The sequence below is a fragment of the Pseudoalteromonas sp. GABNS16E genome, assembly GCF_028598715.1.
Lineage (GTDB): Bacteria > Pseudomonadota > Gammaproteobacteria > Enterobacterales > Alteromonadaceae > Pseudoalteromonas > Pseudoalteromonas atlantica.
Map to the genome: position 1 here is coordinate 1 of NZ_JAQREZ010000002.1, position 21688 is coordinate 21688.

General features: G+C 40.9%; 26 protein-coding genes. 9 read left to right on the plus strand and 17 right to left on the minus strand.

Annotated features, from left to right (window positions below; translation table 11 throughout):
* From PSI06_RS00995 to PSI06_RS01020, 6 genes are all read right to left on the minus strand, one after another.
* The coding region (locus tag PSI06_RS00995) for a transposase domain-containing protein (protein WP_273602690.1) at positions 1-367 on the minus strand (367 nt) is incomplete at its 3' end.
* Between the two features lie 107 nt (positions 368-474).
* A complete protein-coding gene (locus tag PSI06_RS01000) occupies positions 475-879 on the minus strand; it encodes a hypothetical protein (protein WP_273602689.1) in 405 nt (134 codons plus the stop codon).
* Positions 866-2203: an ATP-binding protein gene (locus PSI06_RS01005; RefSeq protein WP_273602688.1), complete on the minus strand. Its 1338-nt coding sequence runs from the start codon at positions 2201-2203 to the stop codon at positions 866-868. The genes PSI06_RS01000 and PSI06_RS01005 overlap by 14 nt, the downstream gene beginning before the upstream one ends.
* Positions 2197-2871 carry a response regulator transcription factor gene (locus tag PSI06_RS01010; protein WP_004586804.1) on the minus strand — a complete coding sequence of 225 codons (675 nt, stop codon included), beginning with the start codon at positions 2869-2871 and terminating at the stop codon, positions 2197-2199. The genes PSI06_RS01005 and PSI06_RS01010 overlap by 7 nt, the downstream gene beginning before the upstream one ends.
* A gap of 3 nt (positions 2872-2874) precedes the next feature.
* Positions 2875-3138, minus strand: coding sequence for a PepSY domain-containing protein (locus PSI06_RS01015; protein ID WP_024033445.1), 264 nt, complete (start codon positions 3136-3138; stop codon positions 2875-2877).
* Positions 3139-3293: 155 nt separating this feature from the next.
* Entirely contained in the window at positions 3294-3596 is a 303-nt protein-coding gene (locus PSI06_RS01020; protein ID WP_004586802.1) for a YciI family protein, read from the minus strand.
* A 186-nt stretch (positions 3597-3782) separates the two neighbouring features.
* Between PSI06_RS01020 and PSI06_RS01025 the strand changes: the two genes are divergently transcribed.
* Positions 3783-5207 carry a sodium-dependent transporter gene (locus tag PSI06_RS01025; protein ID WP_054982639.1) on the plus strand — a complete coding sequence of 475 codons (1425 nt, stop codon included), beginning with the start codon at positions 3783-3785 and terminating at the stop codon, positions 5205-5207.
* Between the two features lie 70 nt (positions 5208-5277).
* Here the strand turns inward: PSI06_RS01025 and PSI06_RS01030 are convergent, their stop codons facing one another.
* Together PSI06_RS01030 and PSI06_RS01035 are read right to left on the minus strand one after the other, a co-directional pair.
* Positions 5278-5919, minus strand: coding sequence for a CPBP family intramembrane glutamic endopeptidase (locus tag PSI06_RS01030; protein ID WP_273602687.1), 642 nt, complete (start codon positions 5917-5919; stop codon positions 5278-5280).
* Between the two features lie 67 nt (positions 5920-5986).
* Positions 5987-6562 carry an inner membrane-spanning protein YciB gene (locus PSI06_RS01035; RefSeq protein ID WP_004586799.1) on the minus strand — a complete coding sequence of 192 codons (576 nt, stop codon included), beginning with the start codon at positions 6560-6562 and terminating at the stop codon, positions 5987-5989.
* 172 nt (positions 6563-6734) lie between these two features.
* Here PSI06_RS01035 and PSI06_RS01040 point away from each other — a divergent pair, with 172 nt between their 5' ends.
* Together PSI06_RS01040 and PSI06_RS01045 are read left to right on the plus strand one after the other, a co-directional pair.
* Positions 6735-7004 (plus strand): HU family DNA-binding protein, encoded by a 270-nt coding sequence (locus PSI06_RS01040; RefSeq protein WP_273602686.1) that lies wholly within the window; start codon positions 6735-6737, stop codon positions 7002-7004.
* Between the two features lie 398 nt (positions 7005-7402).
* Complete coding sequence (locus PSI06_RS01045) at positions 7403-7981, plus strand: type 1 glutamine amidotransferase domain-containing protein (RefSeq protein ID WP_004586797.1); 579 nt, start codon at positions 7403-7405, stop codon at positions 7979-7981.
* A 63-nt stretch (positions 7982-8044) separates the two neighbouring features.
* Here the strand turns inward: PSI06_RS01045 and trpA are convergent, their stop codons facing one another.
* The 6 genes from trpA to PSI06_RS01075 are packed head-to-tail and all read right to left on the minus strand — an operon-like array spanning position 8045 to position 14633.
* Complete coding sequence (gene trpA / locus PSI06_RS01050) at positions 8045-8866, minus strand: tryptophan synthase subunit alpha (protein WP_004586796.1); 822 nt, start codon at positions 8864-8866, stop codon at positions 8045-8047.
* Positions 8863-10047, minus strand: coding sequence for a tryptophan synthase subunit beta (gene trpB / locus PSI06_RS01055; RefSeq protein ID WP_273602685.1), 1185 nt, complete (start codon positions 10045-10047; stop codon positions 8863-8865). The genes trpA and trpB overlap by 4 nt, the downstream gene beginning before the upstream one ends.
* A gap of 7 nt (positions 10048-10054) precedes the next feature.
* Positions 10055-11419 (minus strand): bifunctional indole-3-glycerol-phosphate synthase TrpC/phosphoribosylanthranilate isomerase TrpF, encoded by a 1365-nt coding sequence (trpCF, locus tag PSI06_RS01060; RefSeq protein ID WP_273602684.1) that lies wholly within the window; start codon positions 11417-11419, stop codon positions 10055-10057.
* Complete coding sequence (gene trpD / locus PSI06_RS01065; RefSeq protein WP_273602683.1) at positions 11412-12449, minus strand: anthranilate phosphoribosyltransferase; 1038 nt, start codon at positions 12447-12449, stop codon at positions 11412-11414. The genes trpCF and trpD overlap by 8 nt, the downstream gene beginning before the upstream one ends.
* Before the next feature lie 11 nt (positions 12450-12460).
* On the minus strand, positions 12461-13063 hold the full coding sequence (locus PSI06_RS01070) for an aminodeoxychorismate/anthranilate synthase component II (protein WP_004586792.1): 603 nt from the start codon (positions 13061-13063) through the stop codon (positions 12461-12463).
* A 1-nt stretch (position 13064) separates the two neighbouring features.
* On the minus strand, positions 13065-14633 hold the full coding sequence (locus tag PSI06_RS01075; protein WP_273602682.1) for an anthranilate synthase component 1: 1569 nt from the start codon (positions 14631-14633) through the stop codon (positions 13065-13067).
* 449 nt (positions 14634-15082) lie between these two features.
* Here PSI06_RS01075 and rnm point away from each other — a divergent pair, with 449 nt between their 5' ends.
* From rnm to PSI06_RS01100, 5 genes are all read left to right on the plus strand, one after another.
* Positions 15083-15937, plus strand: a complete 855-nt coding sequence (gene rnm / locus PSI06_RS01080; RefSeq protein ID WP_273602681.1) for an RNase RNM — start codon at positions 15083-15085, stop codon at positions 15935-15937.
* On the plus strand, positions 15934-16554 hold the full coding sequence (locus PSI06_RS01085) for an L-threonylcarbamoyladenylate synthase (RefSeq protein WP_273602680.1): 621 nt from the start codon (positions 15934-15936) through the stop codon (positions 16552-16554). Before rnm ends, PSI06_RS01085 begins: the two co-directional genes overlap by 4 nt.
* Before the next feature lie 5 nt (positions 16555-16559).
* Complete coding sequence (locus PSI06_RS01090) at positions 16560-17399, plus strand: segregation and condensation protein A (protein ID WP_273602679.1); 840 nt, start codon at positions 16560-16562, stop codon at positions 17397-17399.
* Between the two features lie 118 nt (positions 17400-17517).
* On the plus strand, positions 17518-18066 hold the full coding sequence (locus PSI06_RS01095) for a cytochrome b (RefSeq protein ID WP_248442125.1): 549 nt from the start codon (positions 17518-17520) through the stop codon (positions 18064-18066).
* A gap of 1 nt (position 18067) precedes the next feature.
* A complete protein-coding gene (locus PSI06_RS01100) occupies positions 18068-18643 on the plus strand; it encodes a YceI family protein (RefSeq protein WP_273602678.1) in 576 nt (191 codons plus the stop codon).
* 29 nt (positions 18644-18672) lie between these two features.
* On the opposite strand, the gene PSI06_RS01105 is transcribed toward PSI06_RS01100, so the two are convergent.
* Positions 18673-19533 carry a transporter substrate-binding domain-containing protein gene (locus tag PSI06_RS01105; RefSeq protein ID WP_273602677.1) on the minus strand — a complete coding sequence of 287 codons (861 nt, stop codon included), beginning with the start codon at positions 19531-19533 and terminating at the stop codon, positions 18673-18675.
* A 131-nt stretch (positions 19534-19664) separates the two neighbouring features.
* Entirely contained in the window at positions 19665-19832 is a 168-nt protein-coding gene (locus PSI06_RS01110) for a hypothetical protein (protein WP_024033460.1), read from the minus strand.
* A 371-nt stretch (positions 19833-20203) separates the two neighbouring features.
* Here PSI06_RS01110 and PSI06_RS01115 point away from each other — a divergent pair, with 371 nt between their 5' ends.
* Complete coding sequence (locus PSI06_RS01115; RefSeq protein WP_273602676.1) at positions 20204-20749, plus strand: dienelactone hydrolase family protein; 546 nt, start codon at positions 20204-20206, stop codon at positions 20747-20749.
* On the opposite strand, the gene PSI06_RS01120 is transcribed toward PSI06_RS01115, so the two are convergent.
* Complete coding sequence (locus PSI06_RS01120) at positions 20746-21549, minus strand: M61 family metallopeptidase (protein WP_273602675.1); 804 nt, start codon at positions 21547-21549, stop codon at positions 20746-20748. The genes PSI06_RS01115 and PSI06_RS01120 overlap by 4 nt on opposite strands.
* Positions 21550-21688 lie beyond the last annotated feature (139 nt).

A 21688-nucleotide genomic window follows, 5' to 3' on the forward strand; every position in this document is an offset into this window, starting at 1 on the left:
TTTCGAATTTACCTTGTTGATACCAATGCTTAGCCATCTTCTTAAAGGATTGTTCGACAGCGTTGGTTCCTAGGCGCTGTCGAGCCTGAACCATCGCACTGGGTGCAACAAGCGGTGCTTTACCTGGTAGTGCAATATCCATCTTAGTCGCAATATTCCACACTGACTCTTGCCTAAAAAGACTCATCCCCATGACGCACCACATCACAGATTCAAGAGGTAAGCGACGCTTTCTGACGGTTGCGACTCCCGCTTCAACAAAAGCCTCATCAATAATAGATGGATCTAGAAGTGATGAGAGTTTTTCAAACGAATGAAATTGGGTACTGGCATTAAATGCGGTGTCTAAAGCTGTTTTAATATTCATAAAAAAATCCGATGGCAAATGCTCATCGGATTCTTACATCTATAGAAGATCGGTCAACTGATCATTAAAATATTTCTTAACTGATCGGCATTAGGGTTAATCCCCGTTTAAAGTGGCTTTTTAAGCACTTGAGTAAACTGTTCAATAAGTGCAAGTTCACATAATTTGTAATCAATAGCGGCTTGGCTGGCATTTGGCAGTTTTAATATGTAGCGCCATTGGCAGCTTGCTTCAATATACTTTTGGTGGTTGTCGACGCTGCGCTTAAACAACATCAGTATTTGCGTATTTCCGCTTTGCTCTTCTAATTTAGTGAGTTCATATTTACGTTTTTGAACCCAAGTACCCTGATTGTATTTAGCCTGATTTATTTGGGTGTCTAAACACTGCGTATAGCGTTTAGTTTGGCTTGGCGTTGCGCTTTGCTCAAGCGTACACTGTGCTTGCGCACTGACATTAGCACTTAGTGCTAATAGGCTCGCAAGTGTGATTAAAAGGCTATTTTTTATCATTGTAATTAAACTCTAAAATAAATTGTGCGCCGCCCAAGGTGTCCGACTTATTAATCGTTAAGTGTCCGTTATAAGATTTAACCAAGTCCGAGACTATCGCCATACCAACACCGTGGCCGCTTTCGTAAGTATCAAGGCGGGTACCACGGGTTAATAAAGACTCGCGTTTATCCTCGGGTACACCGGGTCCATCGTCACTAATGCCTATGCACAGTGTTTTACTTTGAATGACTTGTATTTCTACTTGTGAGCGACACGCTTTACAGGCGTTATCAATTAAATTACCCAGTAATTCCATTAAATCTGTTTGGTCACCTAAAAAGTAATCTTTATCGGTCACGGTACAATTAAATATAATGTCTTTATCGCGGTATACCTTGGCCATTGCACTTAAAATAGAATCAACCACAGGTTTAACTGGAGTTTGTTTTTTCCATGTATCTGAGGCGCCAGTAGCTGCACGCTTTAACTGATGCTCGATCATCACATTTATTCTATCAAGTTGCTCTTGGGCATCGGCATCATTAGCAAGCGGGCTTGATTTTAATACTGCAAGGGGGGTTTTTAATGCATGTGCTAGGTCACTTAAAGAGGCTCTGTAGCGCTCTTTTTGACGTTGCTGCGACTCTAGTAATAAGTTTAGGTCTGATTTAATTGTTTGCAGCTCTACAGGGTATAAGCCTCTAATTTCTTGAATATCGCCCGACTCAATGGCTTTTATTTCTTTATCAAGACGTTGTAACGGCCGGCCGCTCCAAATAAACCCAATTGCCATTAAGCCGGCAATCGCTATACCCATTATAAACATCCAATCGACTAGTGTTTGCTTAAAGCCATCCATTAACCTTAGCAATGCATCGTTTCGTTTAAGTAATATAAAACGTGCCTGCTCAGATTGGTCAATATTATTTAAAATGACTGTTAGGCTTAACTGCCAGTAAACCGCATTGTTGTAAACCACACGTCTAAAGTCGGCCGCACCGGCTTTAGGCTCTATGTACTCGGGTTTAAAGTTTACGTTTACTGCCGACTCTGAGTGCCACACAGGTACATCATCGCGGTAAATCATGGCGTAGGTATCTGAATTTAAGTTATTTAGCTCAGGCGTTAAAATTGTGCTGGGCATAATAATGCCGCGCTCAGTAAAGTCGACTTCAGAAATAAGGGAGTATAAGTGGGCTTCTAGATTTTTTTCGGTGGTTTCGACTAATGAGGCGTAATACGCTTTACCAATCGAGTAAAACAAAATAGGCAGTGCCACCAATAAAACAAAGACAAGGATAAATCCTTGCCTTATTTTAAGCGATATTTGCGATGCTACCACTGACTTTTAAGCCTGTAACCACGCCCACGTAGTGTTTCTACTGGGTTTAATGTGCCTTCAGGGTCTAATTTTTTACGCAGACGAAGTACAAATACTTCGATAACGTTAGAATCAAGATCGAAATCTTGGTCGTAAATGTGCTCAGTAAGTTCTGATTTAGAAATTACTTTTTGCGGGTTAACCATCAAATACTCAAGTACTTTGTACTCATAAGCCGTAAGGCTAAGTTCTTTGTCGTTAACCCAAACTTGTTGTGAGCGAGTATGAATTTTAATTGGACCCGCTGTCATTTCAGGGTTTGCTTTACCCGCACTGCGGCGAATAAGTGCGTTACAACGCGCAATTAATTCTTCAACATGAAACGGCTTGGTTAAGTAGTCGTCGGCACCTGCATCTAGGCCTTCAACTTTGTCTTGCCAGCGGTCGCGCGCCGTTAAGATTAAAATAGGGATTGTCACGCCTTGTGCACGTGCTTTATTGATTAGCTCAATACCGTCAATTTTTGGTAAGCCTAAATCAACCACCGCCATATCTAGCGGGTACTCTGTAATATGGAATAGGCCAGCTTCGCCATCGTGACATAAATCAACACTGTAACGTTCTTTCTCTAAAGCATTACGTAGGTTGTCTGCTAAGTGTAAATCATCTTCTATAACTAAAATTCGCATTTGCTAATCCTTTTTCACTTCGCCGGTTTTTTTATTTATATGTAAATCAACGACGTGGCCGTCAGATTTGAGTATACGTACAGTATAAAATTTTGCTTGTTCTGTAATTTTTAAGGTTTTACCGTCAGTTTCTTCTTTTGCAAGTATTACGGCTTTCTTTTTGCTGATCTCAGTTTTTTTAACTGCTTTGGTAACAGTCGAACTTGCGTGTACGGCGCCACTGACGCTAATACAGGCAATTAAACCAAGGGTTAATAATACACGCATGACGGGAACTCCTAGATCAAACCCAGCTATTCTAATTAACTAAGCTACTAAAACTCAAGTAAAAACGTCCAATATGCGCTTTTACGTTCGCCAGCTTAATTAATTAGCAGTGAACCAACCCTGAATTAAATAACGTTTTAAATTCAGGGTGTTCGTTACGCTGGTAATACTTTTTTATATGGTTTTACAACGGTGTTTGCGTAAACGCCGGCTGCAACGTATGGATCAGAGGCTGCCCATTCACGTGCTTTTTCAAGTGAATCAAATTCGGCAATGACTAATGAGCCTGTAAATCCAGCATCTTGCGGGTCTTCACTGTCGATTGCTGGCAGTGGGCCGGCAACAAGTAAACGGTTTTGAGAGTCAAGTTCGCTTAAACGTGCTAAGTGGGCGGGGCGGGCTTCTTTTCTAAGCGGTAAGCTGTTTTCAACGTCGGTTGAATAAATCATGTACAACATAGTAATTCTCAAAAAAATGTTAAGTTTAATAACGCAAATACTAGCACAACGTTGATAGTTGGTGAACAAATTACCGTTAAAGCTAGGTTTACAGTTATTAATTATTTTTAGTGTGTAATTGCTTGAAAAGCGCGGCACAACACTGGTAGAGTCGCTTGAATAACTTAAAAATAACAAGGTTAATACATGAGCAATAATAGAGAGCATTTTAGCTCCCGTCTTGGCTTTATACTTGCTGCAGCAGGTTCGGCAGTGGGTATTGGCAACTTAGTAGGTTTTCCTGTGTCGGCAACTAAAAATGGTGGTGGTGCATTTTTACTTGTATACGCTTTGTTTGTTGCTTTTATTTGTTTACCGGTAATGATGGCTGAAATGGCCATGGGTCGTAACGCGCAAAAAGATCCACTTGGTTCGTACAAAGCGCTGGCAAATAACGACAAAAAATGGAAGTTTGCAGGCTTTTTGGCTGTATTAACGCCGTTTATGATTGCCGTATTTTACATGGTTATTACCGTGTGGATTTTTGGTTACTTAAGCCAAACCGCCATGGGTAATTTAGATGCATTGGCAGATCCGAGCCATTTTGGCAGCTTTATAAATAGCTACACCGTTTTTGGCTACATGGCTGTGGTCGTTATTATAGTTAACCTTATTTTATTGGGTGGGGTTAAACAAGGCATAGAAAAAGCCGCTAAGTTTTTAATGCCGGCTTTATTTGTTATGTTGCTTGCCCTTGTAGCGTATGTATTAACGCTTGATAACGCCATGGCTGGTGTTAAATATTATGTTATTCCTGACTTTTCTAAAATGAGTGCCAGCGTGCTTAATGGTGCACTAAGCCAAGCGTTTTTCTCACTATCGCTAGGTATGGGCATTTTAATGACGTACGCCTCTTACATATCTAAAAAAGATGATATTGTTGGCAGTGCTAAAATGGTAGCTATTACCGACTCATTAGTGGCATTTGTTGCCGGTTTAATGGTGTTACCGGCAATATTTAGTTTTGATCCTAATACTGACCCAGCCGCGCTTTCTGACTCGTCTGTATCGATGATATTTGTATACTTACCTAAAATTTTATTAGCACTACAAAATGACATTGGTTACTTTGGCGCGTCTGCAGTGGCGTTTTCGTTCTTTTTATTAGTGTTTTTTGCTGCGATTACTTCGCTTGTATCAATTGTAGAAGTACCTACAGCGACCCTTAGCGACCGCAAAGGGATCAGCCGTAAAAAAGCCTTAGGTATTTTAACGCTAGCCACCGGTGTGTTAACTATATTATGTACTATGTCGTTTGGTATGGTTGATAGCCTAACGTCGTTTACTAGTTACGGCAGCGGTAATAAAAGCTTTTTTGATATTGTTTATGATGTATTTTACGACACTATATTGCCACTGAATGGTTTAATGGTGTGTTTATTTGTTATGTACCGCTGGAAAAAAGCGCGCCTAACAGATGAGCTAAGCCAAGGCTCACCAAATTACGCCGGTAGCTTTATGGAGAAATACGTTAACTTTTCGCTTTCTACGTTTATTCCGGTTATTTTATTAGCCATATTTATTAACACAGTAGCGACTAAGTTTTTTGCCTTTAAGTTATTTGGATTTTAGGCTAAAAGAAAGTTTTCAAAAGCCGCGTATTAACGCGGCTTTTTTGTGTTTAAAATAGCGGCTTAGCTTGTTAGCTGATAGCTCCTGAGTCTAATGAACTGCCAATCCCCAGTGTAAACATCCACAATCCCCATAAGCTATGCTCTATTACACACACTATGGTTGAGCGGCTTTGCGCGTAGGTAAACGAAAATAATAACCCGCCTAAAAATGCTAAGCCTACAGCCACCCAATTGGCATACACAATATGGGCAAGGGCAAACACCGTTGCGCTTACCACTATACGCACTCTTTTTTTGGGCATAATGCGTTTATAGCGATGAAAAAAGTAGGTTCTAAAAATTAGCTCTTGTGGTAATACCGACAGCAGCGGGTATAGAAGCAGTAAAAGTAACCAGTTATAAAATGAGTGCAGCGGCATACTAAACCAGTTTTCTTGGTGAATAATGCCGTAAAACACGCCTGAAAAAAGCGCTCCTAAAAAAAAGAAACTAAATAAACGTCGCTTTACCGCAGAAAACTGCCCCATGCTTGTGAGTCTAAATCGCTTAAAGTGAGGGTCGTTCAGTAATAACATGCAGCACACACTCATTAAAACAATCAGTGCGGGTATTAGCCAGTTAGCTAGGTAACTACGAAGGGTAAAGCCTATTAAAGGCAATAAAACAAATATTAGGGTAAATTCAAACCAGCGGTATTGATTGGCGTTCAAGGTCGTCTCTGATTGATTTTTTTTACACGCTATCAAGCAAAGACGACATTTTTATGACGAAGGTGTTTTACTTTGCGGGTTCTTCTTCATCAGGGAAGTACTTATACAAAGCAAAAATAGTGATTAAAATACTCACAAAGGTAATGGCCATTAAGCCAAACACTTTAAAGTTAACCCAAAAATCGAGTGAGAAATTATACGCAATGTAAATATTCAGCACTGCAATACCTGCGGTAATGGCAACCCACATTAAGTTAAGCTTATTCCACACCGGCTCAGGTACTTCAATCGCCTGTTTAGAGTCGTTGGCGTTTTCGAGAATTGAGCTAAGGGCTTTTTTAACAAGATTTTTATTCAGTACGTAACGGCTAATTAATAAGGTAAGGCTTAAGCCGGCATAAATTAACGTGGCTTTCCATTTTATATACTGCTCATCGTGGAGTACTAAGGTTAATGTGCCAAACACCGCTGCAATAGCAAAAAATAGCCATTGGCGGGCAGGTACATGGCCGTGCTTAAAGTAGCTATACGCAACTTGAATAAGCGTAGTGACCATTAAAAGGCCTGTTGCCCAGTAAATATCAACTAATTTAAATACCGCAAAAAATAATATTAGCGGGATGTATTCAATCAATGCGTGCATATACTACCTAAATTATACAAAAAGAAGTCAGGGAAGTTTTTACCACATAACACTAGGCAACTACAAGGTTGACTTGTTGCCCTGTAAGCCTTAGCCTGCGTGGCTTTAATTATCCATCATCATATTCCCACGCTTAACCAACACTGATTAAGTGTGCATTTAGGAGCCTACAATGAACAAAGCACAACTTGTTGCCCAAATAGCAAAACGCAGTGAACTAACAAAAAAAGACACACAAGCAGCCCTTACTAGCTTACAAAAAGTAATTACTAAATCGTTATCTGTAGGCGACCAAGTGCAAATTAATGGATTTGGTACATTCGCTTTAAGCTACTACCCAGCGCGCACTGGCCGTAACCCACAAACAGGCGAAAGCATTGAAATAGAAGGCGCTAACAAGCCCGTATTTAAACCAGCCAAAGCATTAAAAGATCTCCTTTAAATAGCAACTTGCATTGACCGGTACCAGTGACCAGTACCAGCGACTAGTTCCTGCAACCAATACTTGCTAAGCCCGGTTACCTTTTTAGGTTTAGTTAGCGCTATTAATCATAAAATTATAGTTCGGCGCACCCCGCTAATAGGGTGCGTCTACAAAATAAATCCCCAGCTTTTAGTTAATGCCTAACTACTTAATCTTGTAAGCAAAGCTTGTGTGCTGGTTTTTAATACGCACTTTAAATTAAGCTATGTAGATTGTTCAAACCCTCTAAATGATTTACATAGCTTTGATAGCTTTAATTTATATAATCCATAATTTTCAAAAGGTTAAATTTGGCATCGCTTATGCTTTTAATAGGGTGATTGAAACATTTTATTAAACGCAATAAGGAGATCTATATGTCTACATTACAAACAAGCACTCGTTTACAAGGTAAAAAAATTGCTATTTTAGCCACCGATGGCTTTGAGCAAAGTGAGCTATTATCTCCACGTGATGCTTTACTTAATGCTGGCGCCGATATCGATATTGTGTCGGTAAAAGAGGGTGAAATCACCGGCTGGGATGAAGATAAATGGGGCGACAAAGTAAGCGTAGATAAACTTGTTACAAATGCCAGTGCCAGCGATTACGATGCGCTTATGCTGCCAGGTGGCTTATTTAACCCAGATACGTTACGCCAGGATAAGCACGCAAAAGCGTTTATAGATGGTTTTTTTGGCGCCGAGAAAAACAAACCCGTTGCAGCTATTTGCCATGCCCCTTGGTTACTTGCCGAAATTAATAAATTACGCGACCGTACCGTTACATCATTCCCAAGCATTAAAAGTGATTTAATCAATGCTGGTGCAAACTGGGTTGATGAAGAGGTGAGTGTAGACCAAGGTTTAGTAACAAGTCGCAGTCCTGCAGATTTAGAAGCATTTAATGCAAAATTTATTGAAGAAATTTTAGAAGGTAAGCATCAAGCTCACTAAGTGTAGAGCTTAATAAAAAAGGGCATTTTAAATGCCCTTTTTTAAGGCGTAAATTTTAAGCTTTTACAGTGCGGTGGCCGCTTTCATATCAGCTACAAACGCTTTTAACTGCGTTGTCATCGCGTCTAAATCATTTAGGTTGGCCTCAATGATTTTAACAACGGCTGAGCCTGAAATAGCACCAGCTGCGCCGGCGTTTAGAGCGGCTTTTACATCATCGGGAGTAGAAATACCAAAGCCTAATAAAGCAGGGGCTGCATGGTATTCTTTTAGCTTAGTTACTATGTTACCCGCTGGCATTTGCGCTTTAGTATCAGTGCCGGTAACACCCGCACGCGATAATAAATACGTGTAGCCACGGCCGTAAGATGCACATTGGCGCAGAGTATCGTCATCGGCATTTGGTGTGGCAATAAATATTGGGTCTACACCGTTTGCCATGGCTGCTTTTCTAAACATTTTAGACTCATGAAGTGGTACATCAGCAACTAAAATAGAGTCTACGCCCGCTGCTTTAGCATCTTTATAAAATGTTTCTAAACCGCGTTTAAACACAAGGTTTGAATACAATAATAAGCCAATTGGAATATCTGCATTGTAATCGCGTATTTCTTTAATAATATCAAAGCAATCTTGCGTGTTAATGTTTACATCGAGAGCGCGAATATTCGCCGCTTGAATAACTGGGCCATCGGCGATTGGGTCCGAAAACGGAATACCTAGCTCCAGTGCATCCGCGCCGCCATCGATTAAGCTTTTAATAATGGCAATACTTTGCTCTTTACCTGGGTCGCCAATGGTAACAAATGGTACAAATGCACCTTGTTTTTGCTCATTAAGTGCAGCAAAGGTTTTACCGTAACGATCTGTATTTAACTGGCTCATAGTTGACCTCCTTGTGATAAAACACTGTGTACGTGGGTTAAATCTTTATCGCCACGGCCACTTAAGTTAACCACCAAAATGCTTTCTTCTGTTTGCTCTTCGGCGTATTTAAGCGCATAAGCAAGGGCATGGCTTGATTCAAGAGCTGGAATAATACCTTCGTTTTTAGCCAGTGCTTGGAACGCGTCAAGCGCTTCTGTATCGGTAATACCCACATATTGAGCACGGCCTGTTTCGTGTAAAAACGCGTGCTGTGGTCCAACTGCTGGGTAATCAAGACCGGCAGATACTGAGTATGACTCTTCAATTTGACCATCGTCGTTTTGCATAATGTACGTATAGGTACCGTGCAAAATACCTTTAGTACCTTTACAAATTGTAGCGCCGTGCTCGTGGGTATCTAGGCCTTTACCTGCAGGCTCTACACCAATAAGTTTTACACTAGGCTCGCCAATAAAGTCAGTAAACATACCAATGGCATTAGAGCCACCGCCAACACAGGCTAGTACGGCATCTGGTAAGCGTCCTTCTGCTTTTAGTACTTGTTGTTTAGCTTCTTCACCAATGATTTTTTGATACTCTCGTACAATTGTTGGGAATGGGTGAGGACCCGCTGCGGTACCAAGTAAGTAATGAGCGTCTTGGTAGTTTGCAGACCAGTCACGTAGCGCTTCGTTTACCGCATCTTTTAATGTGCCAGAGCCAGCGGTTACCGGAATAACCTCTGCGCCCATTAATTTCATCCTAAATACGTTAGGCTGTTGGCGCTCAACGTCTTTAGCACCCATATAAATGCGGCATTTTAAGCCAAGTAATGCACAGGCTAGGGCTGTTGCCACGCCGTGTTGGCCCGCTCCAGTTTCGGCAATAACTTCTTTTTTACCCATACGTTTAGTTAGCAACGCTTGACCAAGTACTTGGTTGGTTTTGTGTGCGCCGCCGTGCAGTAAATCTTCACGTTTTAGGTAAAGTTTTACTTTAGGGTTTTTAATTAAATTACGCGTTAATGTAAGCGGCGTAGGGCGACCGGCATACTCGTTTAATAATTTTGTAAACTCAGCCTGAAATTCAGGGTCTTTTTGTGCTTTGTTAAATTCGTTCTCTAACTGCTTAAGCGCAGGGACAAGTAGCTCAGGTACAAACATACCGCCAAACTCGCCAAAATAAGCTGGATTTTGCATTATAACCTCAATAATTTCTGATGCTTGTAAAAGCATTTTGTAATTTGATAGGGCACTTTTTACCCGCAGATTCTTCAACGCCTGAATTTAAATCAAGGCCTAGGGCGCCTTGAGAAAGCGCGTCTTTTATATTGTCTGGATTTAAGCCACCCGCTAGCGTAAAGGGGGTTGTTGCGTCGCGCAGTACTGCCCAATCAAATGCTTTACCTGTACCACCGGCTTGTGTATCGCTGTGGGTATCATAAAGATGGCGGTCTACGCCCGTAGCTGGGGTTGGCAATGTATCTTTAATTGCCTGTGCTTTCCAAATTTCACAACCTTTAGGTAACTGTGTACGTAATGCGGCAATGTAATCGTCACTTTCTTGACCGTGTAATTGTACTGCGGCAAGTTTTAGTTCGTGCGCGTATAGTACCACTTGCTGCGGGCTTGCATTAACAAAAACACCGACAAATTTAAGTGGCGCACTTTGGCTCAGCTCAATCGCACAATCTAAATCAACATAACGAGGCGACTTAGGGTAAAAAATGAGTCCACCGTACACTGCGCCGTTGTTGTAAGCGGCCTGTACGTCTTGTGCTCGGGTTAAACCGCACACTTTGTTATCACCTAAAATCACTTTTTTGCAGGCTTGTTCTAAATCGCGCTCAGCCATTAAAGAACTGCCAATTAAAAAGCCATCACATAATGGCGCTAGGCGTTTAACATCTTGATGAGTGTAAATACCTGACTCTGAGATAACCACGTTATCTTGTGGGATGAGTTTACGTAGCTTTTCGGTGGTTGCTAAATCAGTGCTTAAATCGCGAAGGTCACGGTTATTAATACCAATAATTTGCGCATCAAGTGCAAGGGCACGGTGCACTTCTTCTTCGTTACTTACTTCGGTTAATACCGACATGTTAAGCGAGTCGGCAACTGCATGTAGCGCTTTATATTGTTCATCATCAAGCACTGAAAGCATTAGTAATATAGCATCGCCGCCATAAATACGTGCCATGTAAACTTGGTACTCATCAATAAAAAAGTCTTTACAAATAAGTGGTTGCTCTACTTGGCTACGTACAAACTCTAAATAATCAAAACTACCTTGAAAGTATTTAGTATCTGTAAGTACGCTCATGCAGCTGGCGTATTTTTTATAAACAGAGGTGATCTCGGTTAAATCAAACGGCTCTCTTATTAGCCCTTTTGAAGGAGATGCTTTTTTACATTCTAAAATAAACTGCGTACCCGGCTTTGCTAACGCTTTATAAAAGCTGCGGCTGGTTGGCACTGCTAGGTGTTTAAAGCTCTCTAGTGGGCGCGCGGCTTTACGCTCTATTAGCTCTTGTTTTTTATCAGCAACAATTTTGTCTAATACATTAGCCATGACTTACCTCAATAATTGCATTTAATGTGTTCATGGCTTTGCCTGAACTTAGTAATGTTTGTACCTGTTGTGCGCCTTCTTTTAATGACTGTACTTTACCGCTTAGGTATAAAAGTGCAGCCACATTGACCACGATTGCAGCATTGTGCGCATCACTGCCTTTACCTTGTAAAATAGCAAGGCTCGCATTTGCGTTGTATTGTGGGCCTTCACCGGCTAGTTGTTCAAGTGAATAGTTTGCAAGGTCAAAGTCGCTTGGGTTTAATGTGTACTGCGTTATTTCGCCATTGTTTAGCTCAACTACGTTAGTTGGGCCGTGCAGGGCTATTTCATCAGTGCCAGAACCATGCACTATCATCGCGCGCTTAGTGCCTAATGTTTTAAGTGTTTGCGCCATTGGCATACATAAAGACTCATCGTAAACACCCAGTAATTGCACGTGTGGTGCAGCAGGGTTAGCAAGCGGGCCTAAAATATTAAAAATGGTACGTGTTTTAAGCGCAGTACGTACGCCCATCGCGTGGCGTACACCACTGTGATAATGCGGTGCAAACAAAAAGGTAAAATGGGTTTGTTCAAGGCACTGTGCAGCCTGTGCTGGGCTCATATCAATATTAATGCCCAGTGCTTTTAATAAATCAGCAGAGCCCGAATTACTCGATACACTGCGATTACCATGTTTTACCATATTAATACCCGCGGCAGCTGCAACAATCGCAGCGGTAGTACTAATATTAATCGTGTTTGATCCATCGCCCCCGGTGCCGCAGCTATCGGCAAGTTGCGTGCTAGCGGTTGGAAATGCAACGGCGTTTTCTCGCATTGACGCTGCAGCGCCGGCAATTTCATCGCTTACTTCGCCTTTTATTTTAAGGCTGATTAGCAATGCAGTGAGCTCTATTTCGCTCATGTTACCTTGCATTATTTGGTTAAATAATGCGTTTGATTGGGCATAGTTTAACGACTTGCCTTGAATAAGTTGCTCAATAGCGTATTGAACATTTATGGTCTCTTGTGATTGGGTACTCATAATGTCCTCTATTAGTTGGTGCGCGTTAAGTACGCAACACTTTGTTGAAGTAGCATTGCACCATTTGGCGTAAGTATTGACTCAGGATGAAATTGATAACCTAACGCTTTATCGTCGTGGTGATATATGGCCATAGGAATATCGTCAAATTGTGCAATTACCTCAATATTTTCAGGTACCTTGGTTGCCATTAATGAATGATAACGTGCTACGGGCATGGTGTTGCCCATTCCTTCAAACACCGGGTGCGGGTTTAAATTAATGATTGATGACTTACCATGTACGGTTTCGCCCGCGTGGCCGATTACTCCGCCATAACTTTGTGTAAGTGCTTGTTGCCCTAGGCAAATGCCCAGCATGGGAAAGTGGCCTTTAGCCAGTTCGATTAATTCCATTAAGCAACCTGCATCACTGGGTGCACCAGGTCCTGGCGAAAGCACTAATAATACTTGCCCAGGCTCTTGGCGCATTTTATTAAAAATAACCTCTGCGCTTATGTTATTTCTGTATACCACAAGCTCACAGCCCAGCATGGTTAGTTCATCAACAAGGTTGTAGCTAAACGAATCAAAGTTATCTAAAAAGTATATTTTCATTGGGTTTGCTGTGCTCATTTTATACCGCCTCATAAGTCGATTTTATGGCGGTGATCACCGCTTGGGCTTTAGCGCGGGTTTCGTTAGCTTCGGCTTGTGGATCAGAATCGTAAACGACACCTGCACCAGCTTGCACATACGCGGTATTATTTTTAACAAACGCTGAGCGAATAACAATGCAGCTATCCATTGCACCATCGCCTGTTAAATAGCCTACTGCGCCACCGTAGCTGCCACGGCGTTTGCCTTCGGTTTGGCGTACAAGTTCGGCGGCACGTACTTTAGGAGCGCCTACCAGCGTGCCCATGTTCATACACGCTTGGTAAGCATGTAGTGCATCAAGCTCAGGCTTTAATGTGCCCACCACGCGAGAAACCAAGTGCATTACTTGCGAGTAGCGGTCTACTTTTAATAGCTCTTTTGCATGGCGCGTGCCGGCTACACTAATGCGTGCTACATCGTTACGGGCTAAATCAACTAGCATTAAATGCTCGGCACGCTCTTTTTGATCGTTTCTTAGTTCAAGCTCTATACGGCTGTCTAAATCTGGGTTGATTGTGCCATTGGCAAATTTTCCACGAGGGCGAGTACCGGCAATAGGGTAAACTTCAACTTGATTGCTTTGTACTTCGTATTTAAGCGCAGACTCAGGTGAGGCGCCAAATAAAGCAAATTCTTCATCGCGCATATAAAACATATAAGGGCTTGGGTTTTGCTTTTTAAGCTGGCTATATGCGTGCAACGAATCAGGGCAGGGCAGTGAAAACGTACGCGAAGGCACAACCTGAAAAATATCACCATCAACGATGTTCTTTTTAAGCTTAACCACTTGCTCGCAGTAAGTTTCATCGCTTATATCAACATTTACATCGCAGGTGCCTGTTTGCATAGGCGCACTAAACTCTTCTGCTTTATCGCATAGGGCATTTAATCGTTCTAGCTCTTTACCTACTTCAAAACAATTAGCGTGTACGTCTGGGCCATTAAACACATTACCAATAAGCTCAGTGGTTTGTTTTTGATGGTCGATAACCACTAAGGTTTCGGCTAAGTAAAATACGTAGTCTGGGCAGGTGTTTTCGCCATCGGGTACGTCGCTTAGCTGCTCAAAATTAGCCACCATGTCGTAGGCAAATACACCGCCTAAAAATACCGAAAACGGGTTTTCGGTGGTGCTTTTGATACTGTTTATACAGGTGCGTAGTGCGCTAAATGCATTATCGGCAACCAGTTTACTTGCCTCGTCAATGTCATTAGAGCCGCCTTTATAAACAAGATTTAGGCTTGTGTCGGTTAAGGTTGCATCGCAGCTTTGTACATTGGCTCTTAAATATGGCAGTAACTGTTTACCGTTATTAGATTGAGCACTTACCGTGACGGTTTTACCTTGGCAAACAATGCGCAGCGCGCAGTCAACTAAAATTAAGCTTTTAACACTGTCTTTAGAATCAATCTCGGCTGATTCAAGCAGTAGCGAATTAGGCTTATCAAGTGCTGCATAAAGTGCAAGTGGGCTACTAATGTAGTCGCGCACTTGCGTTATGCTAGTAACTTCGCCTGGTGTGGTAGTTATATGACTAAAAATCAAACCTCATTCCCTCAAAAAATAAAACCCCGCAATGCTTTTGCAATGCGGGGTTTGAATAACGATATCTAAATTACAAACAGATCATTACCGTCCCGCTATATCAGGCGCCACCACCAACGATGTGTAAGAGTAAGACCGTTATTCATGTTTTTTTGCCTCAAAATAAAAAATTAAATACGTAAAATTTAGTTATAAAAAAACCCGCATAGTTGCGGGTTTTGAATATTTGCTAGACACGACAATTCATCACCCAAAAATTATGAGTGCCACCACCAAATAGTGTGTTGAATTGAATTGATCATTTTTATTAATTCTTAATGTGTCTTAAAGTGGCTACAGTAAAACGTATTTAGCGCTTTTGTGTCAAGTGTTTATTTAAAACAATTTAGTCAAAAAAGTTGTTATACTTATATAAACATCTATTACCCTTAAATTTAAGCAGTTTTCTTTTGATAAAATACGATTTACACAGCCATACAACGCATTCAGACGGACATTTAACAGTTGAGCAATTATTAAACCGCGCCGTAGAAAAAAACATTGATGTGTTTGCGATAACCGATCACGACACTGTGGCTGCTATTACGCCGGCAAAAGCGTTTATCGAAACAGAAAACCTACCGCTTAAGCTTATATCTGGCGTAGAAATTTCTACCAAGTGGGAAAGCTTTGAAATACATATTGTTGGGCTAAATATTGATATAAATAACAATGCCCTTACATCATTGTTATCGGCGCAGCAGCAAAAGCGTGATGAACGCGCCATTGAAATTGGCAAAAGGCTGGCAAAAAACGGTTTTGATGGCATTTACGAACAAGCCAAGGCGCTGGCAGAAAACGCCCAAATTACCCGTGCACATTTTGCGCGTGCATTGATTGAAAGAGGCGTAGCTAAAAATTTTCCTGGGGTATTTAAAAAGTACTTAGGGCGCAGCAAAACAGGTTATGTTCCAAGCAATTGGTGTGATATGCAAACAGCCATTAGCGCCATTCATGCTGCGGGCGGGGTTGCAGTACTTGCACACCCAGGGCGTTATCAAATGTCTAATAAATGGTTACGTAAGTTACTTGTGCAATACAAAAGTGACGGGGGCGATGCCATGGAAGTTGCGCAGCCGCAGCAAGCGCCTACTGAACGCCAATTTTTAGGGCAATTGAGCCAAGAGTACGGTTTACTGTGCTCGCAAGGTTCTGACTTTCATTTTCCAACTAGTTATTTAGAACTAGGTAAAAACTTATACTTACCCAAAGACTGCCAAGGGGTTTGGCAAGTGTGGGAAGGGCAAGAAGGAGTATTATCATGAGTCAATTAATTCATATTCACCCAGCAAACCCACAGACACGACTTATTAGCCAAGCGGTTGATATTATTAAACAGGGCGGAGTTGTTGTATACCCAACAGATTCAGGCTACGCGATAGGGTGTAACCTCGGTAATAAGCAAGCAAAAGAGCGCATTGAGCGTATTCGTGGAATAGAAAAACACCATAACTTTACGCTGGTATGCCGTGATTTATCTGAGCTGGCAACTTATGCCCGTGTAGATAACCAAATGTTTAGGCTTATTAAAAATAATACGCCAGGGCCATACACCTTTATTTTTAAAGGCACAAAAGAGGTGCCAAAGCGGTTATTAAACGATAAGAAAAAAACCATTGGTATGCGCGTTATAGAGCATCCAATTGCATGTGCATTACTTGCAGAGCTTGGGGAGCCGTTAATGTCGTGTTCGTTAATTTTACCAGGAGAAGAGTTCACAGAATCAGACCCAGATGAAATCTTAACGCGTTTAGATAAACACGTAGATTTAATTATTGACGGCGGACACCTTGCAGAACAAGCAACCACGGTTATTGACCTATCAGAAGATGATATTCACATTTTGCGTGTAGGGTGTGGCGATACCAGCCCGTTTGAGTAACCTTGGTGAGTGATACAACACAGGGCGAAAAAAAGACTCAAAGTGAGCCAGTGCAGCAAAAGCTGCCACTGGCTTTTTTGCATGGCAAAGCCGTTGTAGATAAACCTGAAGATTTATACATTCCGCCCGATGCACTTGAAATTATTTTGGAAACCTTTGAAGGCCCGCTTGATTTACTGCTGTATTTAATAAAAAAGCACAAGTTAGATGTGCTCGAACTCTCTATTTTTAGCATTACTGAGCAATATGTCAGTTATGTAGAAATGATGAGTGAGTTTCAGTTAGAGCTTGCCGGTGAGTACTTAGTAATGGCAGCGTTATTGGCACAAATAAAATCGCGTCTGTTATTGCCTGTGCACGAGGAGCTCGAAGAAGAGGAAGACCCCCGCGCAGAACTGATCAAGCGTTTACAAGAATACGAGCAGTTTAAAAAAGCAGCCGAAAATATAGATGCCATCCCCCGTGTAGGCCGTGATATTTTTGTCGCACATGCAACTATGCCGGTTATTGAAAATACCGCTCAAAACCTGCCAGAGCTTGAGTTAAAAGATTTAATGTTAGCACTGAGCGACGTGATGGCGCGCGCCAAAACATTTGAGCATCACAAAGTGACAGCAGAAACCCTCTCTACCCGTGAGCGGATGAGCAAAATTTTAGCCCAGCTGAGTAACGCAAAAAAAGCGCTGCCGTTTAACGATTTATTCACCCTTAGTGAAGGGCGAAGCGGTGTAGTGGTTAGCTTTATTGCTATGCTTGAGCTTATAAAAGAAGGCTTAATTAGCTGTTTGCAAGTCTCACCTGATAGCCTAATTTACATAAACCTTACTGACACACCAAATAGCTAATTAGTAAAACTGTAGCTCAAGTTGTATGTGCGTATATGCACAGATGCTGTTTGTATACGCTATTTTAGTTTTTCTTCACCCTCTATATTCTTAAATTATTGAATTTAGAGGAACCCACATGTTTAAAAATACGCCCACATCTTATGGCCTTATTGCCATTACTTTACACTGGTTGATGGCTTTTACCGTGTTTGGTTTATTTGGCTTGGGCTTATACATGGTTGAGCTAACCTATTACGACAGCTGGTATAAAGGCTCACTGGATTTACATAAAAGTATCGGTATAACGCTCGCCGCAGTGCTTATTTTTAGAATTTTGTGGCGTGTATTCAGCCCCAAACCTCGCCCCCTTAGTCAAAATAAAACAGTAAACCACATTGCACATACCGCGCATATTGTTATGTACCTAATTTTAGCAGTCATTGTAGTGGCGGGATATTTGATTTCTACCGCCGATGGCAGAGCAATCGCCGTTTTTTCGATATTTAATGTACCTGCTTTGGATTATAGCTTTGATGGACAAGCCGATATTGCCGGAAAAATTCATTACTACGGTGCGTGTACATTAATTGGCTTGGCTGTTTTGCATGCACTGGGGGCATTAAAGCACCACTTTATTGATAAAGATAAAACCTTAACAAGAATGATCAAACCAAAGGAATACTAACATGAAAAAAAGACTAGTAAGTGCAGCTCTATCGGGTGTAATGATGTTATCGGCCACTGCAAATGCAGCAGATTATGTAATTGATACGCAAGGGGCGCATGCATTTATTACCTTTAAAATTAAGCATTTAGGCTACAGCTGGCTGCACGGGCGATTTAACCGTTTTGATGGCAGCTTCAGTTACGACGCTAAAGCGCAAACAGGGTCTAATATTTTAGTAAATATAGATACAGCAAGTTTAGACTCTAACCATGCTGAGCGTGATAAACACTTACGCGGTAAAGACTTTTTAAATGTGGATAAATACCCAACAGCAACATTTAAAAGCACCAATGTGAAATTTACCGATGATGATACAGCCACAGTAACGGGCGACTTTACTTTACATGGCGTAACTAAACGCATTACGTTTAAAATGGATAAAGTGGGTGAAGGGCAAGACCCTTGGGGTGGCTACCGTGCTGGTTTTGAGGGCGAAACCAGTTTAAAACTGACCGATTACGGCATTGATTATAATTTAGGCCCAGCGTCTACCCATGTTGATATTGGGCTGTCTATTGAAGGTGTGCGTAAATAATAAAGTGTAGATTAAATTAAAACGCCACTTTAGTTAGTGGCGTTTTTGTTTTTAGTAGCGTGAATTCTTGATTCTAATAAGGGTTTTAAATGTGGGGGTAACCAGCGTAACATTACTTGATGGTATTGCTCGGTTTGCTTAATTTTTTTTAATTGCTCATCTAATAGTTGAATATTTTTAGCTCCTTGCTCATTTTTAGTGCAGCCAATATAGCCATAACTTAACGGTGGCGCTTCAACAATCGCTCGCTGAGTTAGGTTCTCTTCAAAGTACATAGATTTAGCTAAGTAATGGTGCTCACTTGGGTAACCTAATAAAATATCTAAGCGCTTTAAATTAAGCATATAGGTAAGGCTGGCTAAACTATTTCGCGTTGGGCGAATAACAATATCAACATCGGGGGTGTTATTTATTACATTGTCGAGTTGCTCGCCGTATGAGCGGTTCATAGATACACCTAACGTGAGCTTTTTTTCTGCTAGTAAATCCTGCAACGACACCGGCTCTGAGTTAGGCACTTCTAGTGAATGCGCCAAACCTTTATGCATAGCAATGGAAGGTGAAAGGCCCGTGGTTGAGCTTTGCTCACTAAAGTGAATAAACTTTTCTCTAAATGCATTTTTATAAAGTGATAGGGCACAATGTGTGGCTGATTTATTGGCTAGTTCTTGCGTTACTTTGCCAGAGGGGATAACAAGGCGATTAAACGTGATGTGCTCAAGTTGTTGCTCGAGTAAGGTTATAACACTTTCATCACGCCCCTGGTGTTGGTATTTTCCATTTAAAATGTAATAGGGCGCAAAGTCGTGCGTTAGCCAGTTAATCGTGTGGGCGTAACTGACTGAAGAAATGCTTAAATATAAGGTGATACACAAAAATGCACGGAGCATTACTACAACTACCTAAAACAATGAAAGTATCGCTATTGTAGTCAATTAAGTGCAACAAAGTAAAATGCCAGCTACAAAGCTGGCACATTTTATTAACATTAACTGCTTAAGCAGTTAATTGCTCGCAATGATTAGTTGGCTTTTAACCATTTTACAAATTCGCGCGCTTCGCTTGCTTTTTGAAACATTGCGTTTTTCAAACCTTGTGTATCACTAAAAATAACACGTTGTTTGTTTACAGAAATTGATTGCACCGGATGGGCAATTTGGATCATAGATCCATTGTATTTATAAGACATAATAAAACTCACTTTATTCTTGTTATTTACTCTGCGCTATTTTTTTATAGCCAAATGCAGTTAATAAATTAACGATGTTGTGTTTAGCTTCATTACAGTGTTGACGATCTTTATGACACTTTTGCGATGATATTAAAAAAATCATCAAGGTATTAATAGGGGTTCTCGCCGTACAATAACTTAGCTTTAAAATATACGTTTTGCGGGGCTTACTGGATCAGGGTAAAAAGGTTAACCGCGGTGGTTTTTTAAGACCAGAGAGGAAATATAACCTAAATAAAAAATGTGTGCAAGCTATTTATTTAAAAATTATTTATACTTAATTTTATCAACTGCTTAAACGCATGGATTTTAACCCTAAAAAGGTAAGTATGAATTACATAATAGTCAGCGATATTTATGGTTTAACAGTACCTTTAGTGAGGTTGTTAGATATTATGCAAGCCAATACAGAGGTTATAGACCCCTTCAAAGGAGAACTGCAACCCCTTGATAGTGAAAAGTATTATTATAATAAATTTATAAATGACTGTGGCCATGACAATTACGTAGCTAAGCTCTTAAATGTGTTTAATAACCTTACAGAGCCAACAGCCTGTATAGGGTTTAGTGCAGGCGCAAGTGCCGCGTGGCGCGCACAGTTATTAACAGGCAATCCACACCTAAAAAAGCTGATTGGCTTTTACCCTTCACAAATTAGAAATCATTTAGATATTGCGGCAAAAGTACCTTGTACGTTTATTTTTCCACATACCGAAATGCATTTTAATGTAGATGAAGTGATAAGTACTTTAGCCAGTAAAAGCCAAGTTACGTGTAACAAAACACCGTTTTTACATGGTTTTATGAATGCTTACTCAACTAATTACAATGTAAAAGCATATGATGAGTATTGCGCACTTATTAAAAGCACTTAAAGTGTATTTAACTGCGTTTTAGTAATAACAGGAAAGTCGGTACGCGTATTATATTGCGCGTACAAGGTAGTAAAAATACTACTGCGTGAGAGCTTATCTAACTCTTTTATGAGCGTTTTAGCACTTGTGCGCGCAGCTCTGCAGCATAGTTGGTATTGTTTTATTATAGCGGCAACGCTTTTACCTTGTTTTTGAAGGGCTAAATCGGCTTCTACAAAAAATGCTGCCCCTGTCCAATAAACCCGCTGTTGTGCACGTTGCTTCCACATATCACTTGAAAGTTTATTAAGTGGCTGCTGCTTTGTTTTAGTTTGTAAGCGTGCTCGCTCAAACCCTGCGTTTAGGCGCTGAAAAAATTGCGCTTGGCTAATGACACCGCTGTTGCGCATTATTACGTTTTGCATGTAACTGGCAAACCCCTCGCTTAACCAAAAGCCAGAGTAAGGCAGTAGTGGTAAATATAAATGAGAGAGCTCATGGTAAAGCGTCCAATCTTTTGTAAATGCATTTAAACTTGCGTAGCGGTCAATATGCAGCTCTAATCCATCGGGATTATTTCGTTTTACGCTAGCCCATGGCACGGGTTCAAAAGCAAAGTATTGTGGCTTTAAATAAATAGGGAGGGTACTTTGTTGCAATGGGCCTAAGGTATTTTGTGTTTTTTTAAGGCTTTGATTTACCCAAGTAGCTACCGTTTTTTGACCCTTAGCAGTCAGTGCGTCTAAATTATGTATAACCACATCAACAGCTGAGGCTTTTAAAGAGCACATTAATAGCAATAACAGCCAAAATAACTTCATTTATACCTCCTAAATACGCGCTTATTACGCGCTTAATACTAGACCCACTATTTACGTAATTAAGCACATGTTATTCGTTATTTTTTTAACTAATATCAATTATAAAAAGCAAATTGCATACATGCTCAATCAAGCATGA

Excerpts from the sequence above, each read along its gene's own strand:
- PSI06_RS01000 (WP_273602689.1), bottom strand. The coding sequence starts at position 879 with ATGATAAAAAATAGCCTTTTAATCACACTTGCGAGCCTATTAGCACTA.
- PSI06_RS01010 (WP_004586804.1), bottom strand. The coding sequence starts at position 2,871 with ATGCGAATTTTAGTTATAGAAGATGATTTACACTTAGCAGACAACCTA.
- PSI06_RS01015 (WP_024033445.1), bottom strand. The coding sequence starts at position 3,138 with ATGCGTGTATTATTAACCCTTGGTTTAATTGCCTGTATTAGCGTCAGT.
- PSI06_RS01020 (WP_004586802.1), bottom strand. The coding sequence starts at position 3,596 with ATGTTGTACATGATTTATTCAACCGACGTTGAAAACAGCTTACCGCTT.
- PSI06_RS01025 (WP_054982639.1), top strand. The coding sequence starts at position 3,783 with ATGAGCAATAATAGAGAGCATTTTAGCTCCCGTCTTGGCTTTATACTT.
- PSI06_RS01035 (WP_004586799.1), bottom strand. The coding sequence starts at position 6,562 with ATGCACGCATTGATTGAATACATCCCGCTAATATTATTTTTTGCGGTA.
- PSI06_RS01040 (WP_273602686.1), top strand. The coding sequence starts at position 6,735 with ATGAACAAAGCACAACTTGTTGCCCAAATAGCAAAACGCAGTGAACTA.
- PSI06_RS01045 (WP_004586797.1), top strand. The coding sequence starts at position 7,403 with ATGTCTACATTACAAACAAGCACTCGTTTACAAGGTAAAAAAATTGCT.
- trpA (WP_004586796.1), bottom strand. The coding sequence starts at position 8,866 with ATGAGCCAGTTAAATACAGATCGTTACGGTAAAACCTTTGCTGCACTT.
- trpB (WP_273602685.1), bottom strand. The coding sequence starts at position 10,047 with ATGCAAAATCCAGCTTATTTTGGCGAGTTTGGCGGTATGTTTGTACCT.
- trpCF (WP_273602684.1), bottom strand. The coding sequence starts at position 11,419 with ATGGCTAATGTATTAGACAAAATTGTTGCTGATAAAAAACAAGAGCTA.
- trpD (WP_273602683.1), bottom strand. The coding sequence starts at position 12,449 with ATGAGTACCCAATCACAAGAGACCATAAATGTTCAATACGCTATTGAG.
- PSI06_RS01070 (WP_004586792.1), bottom strand. The coding sequence starts at position 13,063 with ATGAGCACAGCAAACCCAATGAAAATATACTTTTTAGATAACTTTGAT.
- PSI06_RS01085 (WP_273602680.1), top strand. The coding sequence starts at position 15,934 with ATGAGTCAATTAATTCATATTCACCCAGCAAACCCACAGACACGACTT.
- PSI06_RS01095 (WP_248442125.1), top strand. The coding sequence starts at position 17,518 with ATGTTTAAAAATACGCCCACATCTTATGGCCTTATTGCCATTACTTTA.
- PSI06_RS01100 (WP_273602678.1), top strand. The coding sequence starts at position 18,068 with ATGAAAAAAAGACTAGTAAGTGCAGCTCTATCGGGTGTAATGATGTTA.
- PSI06_RS01105 (WP_273602677.1), bottom strand. The coding sequence starts at position 19,533 with ATGCTCCGTGCATTTTTGTGTATCACCTTATATTTAAGCATTTCTTCA.
- PSI06_RS01110 (WP_024033460.1), bottom strand. The coding sequence starts at position 19,832 with ATGTCTTATAAATACAATGGATCTATGATCCAAATTGCCCATCCGGTG.
- PSI06_RS01115 (WP_273602676.1), top strand. The coding sequence starts at position 20,204 with ATGAATTACATAATAGTCAGCGATATTTATGGTTTAACAGTACCTTTA.
- PSI06_RS01120 (WP_273602675.1), bottom strand. The coding sequence starts at position 21,549 with ATGAAGTTATTTTGGCTGTTATTGCTATTAATGTGCTCTTTAAAAGCC.